Below are 6,883 nucleotides of genomic sequence, written 5' to 3'. Positions count from 1 at the left end.
GATTTCATCACCTTTGATCTTACATTTTCCCTCATCAGTGCAAATGACAGATGATCAATTTTTTGATTTCTGTCAAGAAAACCGTGATTTACGGATTGAGAGGAATGAATTCGGAAATATATTAATTATGCCACCTGTTGATTCAGAAACAGTAGGTGAACACAATAAAACCAAACTGTGTAAAGAAACGTAAAATCGCCCAAACCCTCTTCACTCTTGCCTCTTGCCTTGCCATAACGACAATTTTCAACGCCAACCTACTTAAACCAAATAAACGGAAGGAAATTATTATGCTTTCATCTCCCTTAATGTTACAAATGCCTTCATCAATGACAGATGATCAATTTTTTGAATTTTGTCAACTAAACCGTGATTTACGGATTGAGAAAAATAGATTTGGAGATATATCAATTATGTCACCCGCAGGTTCAGAAACAGGAAATCGAGAAGGTAGAATTATCCAACAATTAATGAATTGGACAGATGAAGATGGTACAGGAATAGCATTTTCTTCTAGTACAGGATTTACACTGTCTACAGGTGCGAAACGTTCTCCTGATGCTGCTTGGGTAAAGTTAGAAAGATGGAATCAACTCACACCTACACAACAAGAGAAGTTTGCACCTATTTGTCCTGATTTTGTGATTGAATTAAGGTCAGCTTCTGATAACTTGCAGCCTTTAAAGGATAAAATGCAGGAATATATACAAGAACCAGGAATCCAATTAGGTTTATTAATTGACCGCAAAAATCGCCGAGTTTATATTTATCGTCCTGGACAAGTAGAAGAGTGTTTAGAAAATCCTGATACTGTGAGTTGTGATCCTATTTTACCGAGGTTTGTGTTGAATATGAGTAAAATTTGGTAGTGATAAAATTGCGAGTGAAAGGAAGCAATCTCTTGACAACCGATAAACCACCTAACGCAAAAATATCTCAAAACCCTTATTCCTCTGTGTCCTCTGCGCCTCCGTGGTTCGTTAATCAGGATAATTTATTTCTTGGAAGTCCCTAAAACAAAGACGCAGAAAAAACTCTCTGCGCCTTGTGCGTGAAAATATTACCTTAAACCATCTCAGCAGTTTGCTGCGCTTGAGGCTGGAACATAAACAGAGAATAAACCACATCACGGCGGATATTCACCATCATATCCAAGAACAACTCATAACCCTCACTCTTATACTCAATCAGCGGGTCCTTTTGCCCATAACCACGCAAGCCAACCGACTCACGCAAAGCATCCATTTGTTGCAGATGCTCCCGCCATAAAGTATCTATGCGTTGGAGAATAAAGAACCGTTCCGCTTGACGCATTAAACCTGGTTGAATTTGGTCAATTTGTGATTCCTTCATATCATAGGCAATTCGCGCCTGTTCATGGAGGAAAGCCTTAATTTCCACCACCACCATATCCTCCAACTGGCTAGACTGCATATCAGCCAACAGGTAAACAAACTCCTTCACCTTATCCACCAACTTATCCAATTCCCATTCTTCCGAAGGTAAATCAGGGTTGATGTAATAATCAACAATGTCATCCATCGTTTTTTCCGCGTATTTAACCACCTGTTCCTTCAAGTCTTGACCTTCCAATACCCGGCGACGTTCCGCATAGATTGCCCGACGTTGGTTATTCATTACCTCGTCATACTCAAACACCTGTTTACGGATGTCGTAGTAATAGGTTTCGACCTTTTTCTGTGCGCCCTCTAAGCTGCGGGTTAACATTCCCGACTCAATCGGCATATCTTCTTCCACTTGGAAAGCATTCATCAAGCCGGCAACGCGATCGCCCCCAAAGATTCGTAATAGGTTATCCTCTAAACTGAGGAAAAATCTGGTAGTTCCTGGGTCGCCTTGTCTTCCCGCCCGTCCGCGTAATTGATTATCAATCCGTCGTGATTCGTGTCGTTCCGTTCCAATAACGTGCAAACCGCCACGTTCCACCACTTGATCATGTTCGCGGCTGGTAAACTCTTCATACTCATGCTTAACCTGTTGGTAAGCTTCCCGCAACTTCTGAATTACCACATCATCTGTCGGGGCTTTTTCCGCCGCCACAGCCACCTTATCTTCTGCTTCCAACTCCGGTAAACTCCGTTCACCGTAAGCCTTAACAGCCACCTCTACAGCCGCTTTTAAAAGCTGTTCTGTTTCCTTGGTTAATTGAGTGGGAAAAATTTCTGGAGAAGCCCGCCAAGTTTTCACCTTTTTACCAGGAACAAAGCCTTGTCCACCACCGCTACCACCCATAGGTAGTCCCGAAGCCCTTTGTACGCCAAATTCATCATCTTCAGGGCTGACAATGCGGGGCATAAAGTATTCCCGTAGTTTCAACCGCGCCATATACTCGGAATTACCACCCAGGATAATATCTGTACCCCGTCCTGCCATGTTGGTAGCGATAGTTACAGCCCCACTGCGTCCAGCTTGGGCAATAATTTCCGCTTCCCGTTCCACATTTTCTGGTCTAGCGTTAAGCAACTCATGGGGAATATCCATTTCCTTGAGGAGTCGGCTGAGAAGTTCGGATTTTTCGACACTGGTTGTCCCCACTAACACAGGTCTACCATTTTCGTGCATTTCGGCACATTCTTTAGCGATCGCTCTCCACTTCCCTGGTTCAGTCTTAAACACCATATCAGACAAGTCTTCCCGTCTTCTAATCCGGTTAGTGGGAATAATCGTGACTTCCCGTTTGTAAATCTTTTCAAATTCCACCTCTTCCGTTTTCGCCGTTCCCGTCATTCCCCCCAATTTGGGATACAGCAAAAATAAGTTTTGATAGGTAATAGTCGCCAAAGTTTGGGTTTCTGGCTGAATTTCTACGTGTTCCTTCGCTTCAATTGCCTGATGCAACCCATCACTCCACCGTCTGCCCGGTAATACCCGACCCGTAAACTCATCCACAATCACCACTTCATCATTGCGGACAATATAATTTACATCCTTGAGAAACAATTCCTTGGCTTTAATCGCATTAAACATAAAATGCGCCCAAGGGTCTTCCGGGTCAAATAAATCTGTCACACCCAACTGATTTTCCGATTCAGCAAAACCCTCATCTGTCAAGAGAACGTTACGATCCTTTTCATTAACTTCGTAATGCTCATCTTTTTTGAGACTAAAAGCAATTTCCGCCGCTTGCAGGTATTTTTCTGTCGGTCTTTCCACCTGACCAGAAATAATTAATGGAGTTCGCGCCTCATCAACTAAAATCGAGTCTACCTCGTCAATCACACAGAAATTAAACGGACGTTGCACCACCTCAGCCATAGATGTAGCCATATTATCCCGGAGATAATCAAAGCCAATCTCGCTATTGGTGACATAGGTAATATCACACGCATAATTTTTTTGGCGCTCGCTGGGGGTCATAGTGGACTGAATTAGCCCCACACTTAACCCCAAAAACCTGTGTACCTGACCCATCCATTCTGCGTCCCGACGCGCCAGGTAATCATTCACAGTAATTACGTGGACACCCTTACCAGTCAGGGCATTTAAATAACTTGGTAAGGTAGCTACCAAAGTTTTCCCCTCACCGGTTTTCATTTCAGCAATTTGTCCAGTATGCAGAATTATCCCACCCTGCAACTGTACATCAAAGTGACGTAATCCTAAGACACGCCGCCCCGATTCCCGAACCACAGCAAAGGCTTCCGGTAAAATATCATCTAGAGTTTCGCCTTTAGCCAACCGTTGTTTAAACTCGACGGTTTTAGCTTTTAACTGTTCATCAGACAGCGGCTTAATATCTTCCTCTAAGAGGTTAATTTCTGTAATGTAAGGTTGGTATTTTTTAAGTTTACGAGCGTTGGGATCGCCCAACAAAAGTTTTAGCATGGCAGTTTATAGAATTAAATCAAGAGGAATGGAGATTAAAGCTTTGGTTATTCGATTATAGACACTTAATCTAACCCAGCCCTTTTGCTTAGGGATGGGTGTAAAATGAGAATTTACTCAAAAACCAAATGAAAGCAAACCTGTCGCCTTTATACAATCATAGATTTCAATTAATATCTTAATATTTAAACTGCTTCATTAGTCAGTTGTCATTAGTCATTAGTCAGTTGTCATTAAATTATTTCTCCCTGCCCCCTAACTCTACTCCCATTCTGCACTGAGGCTGCGGAAATTATACTTATCAGCCCCAATAGTTTGGGTAATTTAACACCAGGATGCAAAGCCTTAAAATAACGAGAGTCATTGAGACGATAGGGTGTTGCTTCCTCTTGTAGTTGGACACGGGAAAAGGTGTAAAGATATTTTGATACCAAAAGATGTGAAAACTTATCTAAGGGCTTAATTTGTGCGCCATAGTCCTGGATTTTTCCAGGTTTGACTAGGAGATACAGCAGGTGGTAATGCGATGTGACAAGATGAGCAGTTTTCTAAATACAGTTCTTGTCCTGGTTGATATTGTGCTGGTATGACATCAACAGTCACAATTGAGTCCACCGGGGTTGCACTGTGGGCGCTAGTGACAAATCCCAATATCCAGCCTATAGCCACACTCCAAGCAAAAATCACCAGCATCACCATAAGTAGTTGGCGTTTTAGTCGGCGGTGGGATTTACTTTTAACTAAATTTGGCATAAAGTTCTCAATTTACTTTTGCGTTGAGAAATGGTTTTTATATGAAAAATCTGATAAAAACTTTTAATCAAACCTCTGGACATCCAAGAATATAGCAATCTCCAGAATTGTACTCCTTCTTCTTTCTCCTGTAATTATGCACAACTATTCATAGACTTTCTAGATAGCTTAAAAGGTCTGCCATTTCTTGGATACTGGGCTGGAATTTGGGCATGGGGGGAGTTTCCCCGCTAGTTACTTGATGAATTAGTCCATAGCGGGATTTATATTTGGAGATTTCATGTAAACTTGGACCAACTAGTCCGGTTGCGTCTAAACCATGACAACCAGCACAGTTGATTTGAAAAATAGCTTTCCCCTGGACTGGGTTGCCTTGACGGGATAGAACACTTTTAACATAAGGATCGGAGGCTTTGACGATCTCAATCCCAAACAGGATTAATGGGAGGGCTATCAGTATCGCTACGATGAAGATAACGATCTGTTGAATGAGGGTTTCAGGTTTGATTAGCTGGTTATCCAAAAGGTTTGCTTTGACAATGTGCAAGTTTTCATTTCCTACACATAGCTTAAAATTTCTTGATTGTGTTCGCAAGTACAAATGATAGTTTTTATCTAGTATTCATATTTAAAGCTACTATGGAACGCGGGATTAATGCAAAATTTGGTAAAATGAAAAACAGGAATCAAATCTTTCAATAATTGCAACAAGGAGCTTTACAGTGGTTGAACCCCTACTATCAGGTATTGTGCTTGGTTTAGTTTTTGTGACTTTAAGCGGTTTATTTTACGCTGCCTATAGACAATATAAGCGTCCTACAGAATTGGGCGGCTGATATTGATTGATGAGTCAGGGAGGAGGCAGGGAGGAGGCAGGGGCGAAATCATTACCAATTACCCATTACCAATTCCCTGTTCCTGATAAAATGTTAAAGCTGTTTTACCATAGCTTTTTTGCCGACAGATTTCCCAGTTGGGGATAGTTAGTGGTGTCCAATCTTGGTGACGATGTTCGACTGCTATTTCTCCCTGGGAATCTAAAAGCTGATATTGAGCGATCGCTTGTAATACTGATTCATATAATCCACTAGTATAAGGTGGGTCAAAATATATTCTGTCAAATTTTTGACCTGATAATTTTTTTAACTGTTGAGTAATATTTCCCCGTAATAGCTGAAATTTCTGTTCTGGTTTGGCTACCTGTTGCCAATTTTCTTGGATGATGGCACAAGCTTGACTTGATTGTTCAATGCCAATCACGACGCTGGCTTCTCTGCACAAAGCCTCCGCACCCATAGAACCACTACCGGCGCACAAATCTAACCAGCGACAACCACTGATTCTCCCCTGCCAAATATTAAACAATGCTTCCCGGACTCGCGCACTGGTAGGTCTGGTATGTTCACCTGGTAAAGTTTTAAGCAGACGATTCCCGTAAATTCTTAGACTCATTATTCAATTTTAGATTTTGGATTTTGGATTTTGGATTGACCCTAGAGAGAAATAGAACCATACCATCAAGATCATCCGATTTTGGATTTTGAGTAAATAAACACCTGAAAATATTGCAAACTTTTGTTAAGCAAAAACTTTTTCACGGACTTGAGCCACAAAATTAGAGAGGATTTGCAATCCCACATTTGATGATTTTTCAGGATGGAATTGGACAGCCATGAGATTTTCATGAGCGATCGCTGCTGTAAAACTTTGATCACCATGAGTCACAGTCGCCGCCTGCACTTGGGGATTTGTCGGTTCAACATAGTAAGAATGGACAAAATAAACCCAAGGATCTATAGGTAAATGCTCCCATAAAAGGTTTTTTGGCTGGTTGAGTTGGAGTTGATTCCAACCCATGTGGGGAATCGTCATCCCCGGTTCAGAACGAAACCGGCGGACTTTTCCTGGCACAATTCCTAATCCTGGTAAAGTTCCTTCGGCGCTGGATTCAAACAAAATTTGTAATCCTAAACAAATACCCAGGAACGGTTTACCAGAGGCGATCGCATCTTTAATCGGTTGTTCCAAACCACGCGATCGTAAATGTTGTACCGCCGGATCAAATGCTCCCACCCCTGGCAAAACTATAGCATCTGCTTTTGCCAACTCTTGAGAACAATAAGTAACCAGAGGAGTCGCCCCAGCTTTTTCTAATCCTTTGCAAACAGAGTGCAAATTTCCCATATCGTAATCAACAACTGCAATCACTGCCATTTAGCTGCTCCTTGTAAATTTATGAGGGAGGGCTTTTAATTATTCTAATTCTAATTATTATTTATAATGC

6 protein-coding genes and 2 pseudogenes are annotated in these 6,883 nt (G+C 41.7%); 3 read left to right on the top strand and 5 right to left on the bottom strand.

The window, feature by feature from the left end:
* A pseudogene (locus IQ228_RS17675) lies at positions 1-193 on the top strand (hypothetical protein); the annotation flags it as partial.
* A 97-nt stretch (positions 194-290) separates the two neighbouring features.
* The gene (locus IQ228_RS17670) at positions 291-869 is read left to right on the top strand and encodes a Uma2 family endonuclease (protein ID WP_193963763.1); all 579 of its coding nucleotides are present in this window, start codon (positions 291-293) and stop codon (positions 867-869) included.
* 196 nt (positions 870-1,065) lie between these two features.
* Here IQ228_RS17670 and secA read toward each other — a convergent pair whose 3' ends face one another.
* From secA to IQ228_RS17655, 3 genes and pseudogenes are all read right to left on the bottom strand, one after another.
* The gene (gene secA / locus IQ228_RS17665; RefSeq protein ID WP_027402809.1) at positions 1,066-3,846 is read right to left on the bottom strand and encodes a preprotein translocase subunit SecA; all 2,781 of its coding nucleotides are present in this window, start codon (positions 3,844-3,846) and stop codon (positions 1,066-1,068) included.
* A gap of 261 nt (positions 3,847-4,107) precedes the next feature.
* Positions 4,108-4,599, bottom strand: a pseudogene (locus IQ228_RS17660) (cytochrome C).
* Between the two features lie 148 nt (positions 4,600-4,747).
* Entirely contained in the window at positions 4,748-5,122 is a 375-nt protein-coding gene (locus IQ228_RS17655) for a cytochrome c (protein WP_027402808.1), read from the bottom strand.
* A 199-nt stretch (positions 5,123-5,321) separates the two neighbouring features.
* Here IQ228_RS17655 and petG point away from each other — a divergent pair, with 199 nt between their 5' ends.
* A complete protein-coding gene (petG, locus tag IQ228_RS17650) occupies positions 5,322-5,435 on the top strand; it encodes a cytochrome b6-f complex subunit V (RefSeq protein ID WP_015078754.1) in 114 nt (37 codons plus the stop codon).
* Positions 5,436-5,493: 58 nt separating this feature from the next.
* Here petG and rsmD read toward each other — a convergent pair whose 3' ends face one another.
* Both rsmD and hisH read right to left on the bottom strand, forming a co-directional pair.
* Positions 5,494-6,051: a 16S rRNA (guanine(966)-N(2))-methyltransferase RsmD gene (gene rsmD, locus IQ228_RS17645; protein WP_027402807.1), complete on the bottom strand. Its 558-nt coding sequence runs from the start codon at positions 6,049-6,051 to the stop codon at positions 5,494-5,496.
* Positions 6,052-6,177: 126 nt separating this feature from the next.
* Positions 6,178-6,813, bottom strand: coding sequence for an imidazole glycerol phosphate synthase subunit HisH (hisH, locus tag IQ228_RS17640; RefSeq protein ID WP_027402806.1), 636 nt, complete (start codon positions 6,811-6,813; stop codon positions 6,178-6,180).
* Between the last annotated feature and the right edge of the window lie 70 nt (positions 6,814-6,883).

The organism is Dolichospermum sp. LEGE 00246, from assembly GCF_015207865.1.
GTDB lineage: Bacteria > Cyanobacteriota > Cyanobacteriia > Cyanobacteriales > Nostocaceae > Dolichospermum > Dolichospermum heterosporum.
The sequence above is the reverse complement of the archived record's forward strand: the minus strand, read 5'-3'. Positions and strand labels throughout refer to the sequence as shown.

Bases quoted from the DNA above. Each gene is read 5' to 3' on its own strand.
- secA (WP_027402809.1), bottom strand. From the start codon at position 3,846: ATGCTAAAACTTTTGTTGGGCGATCCCAACGCTCGTAAACTTAAAAAA.
- hisH (WP_027402806.1), bottom strand. From the start codon at position 6,813: ATGGCAGTGATTGCAGTTGTTGATTACGATATGGGAAATTTGCACTCT.
- IQ228_RS17670 (WP_193963763.1), top strand. From the start codon at position 291: ATGCTTTCATCTCCCTTAATGTTACAAATGCCTTCATCAATGACAGAT.
- rsmD (WP_027402807.1), bottom strand. From the start codon at position 6,051: ATGAGTCTAAGAATTTACGGGAATCGTCTGCTTAAAACTTTACCAGGT.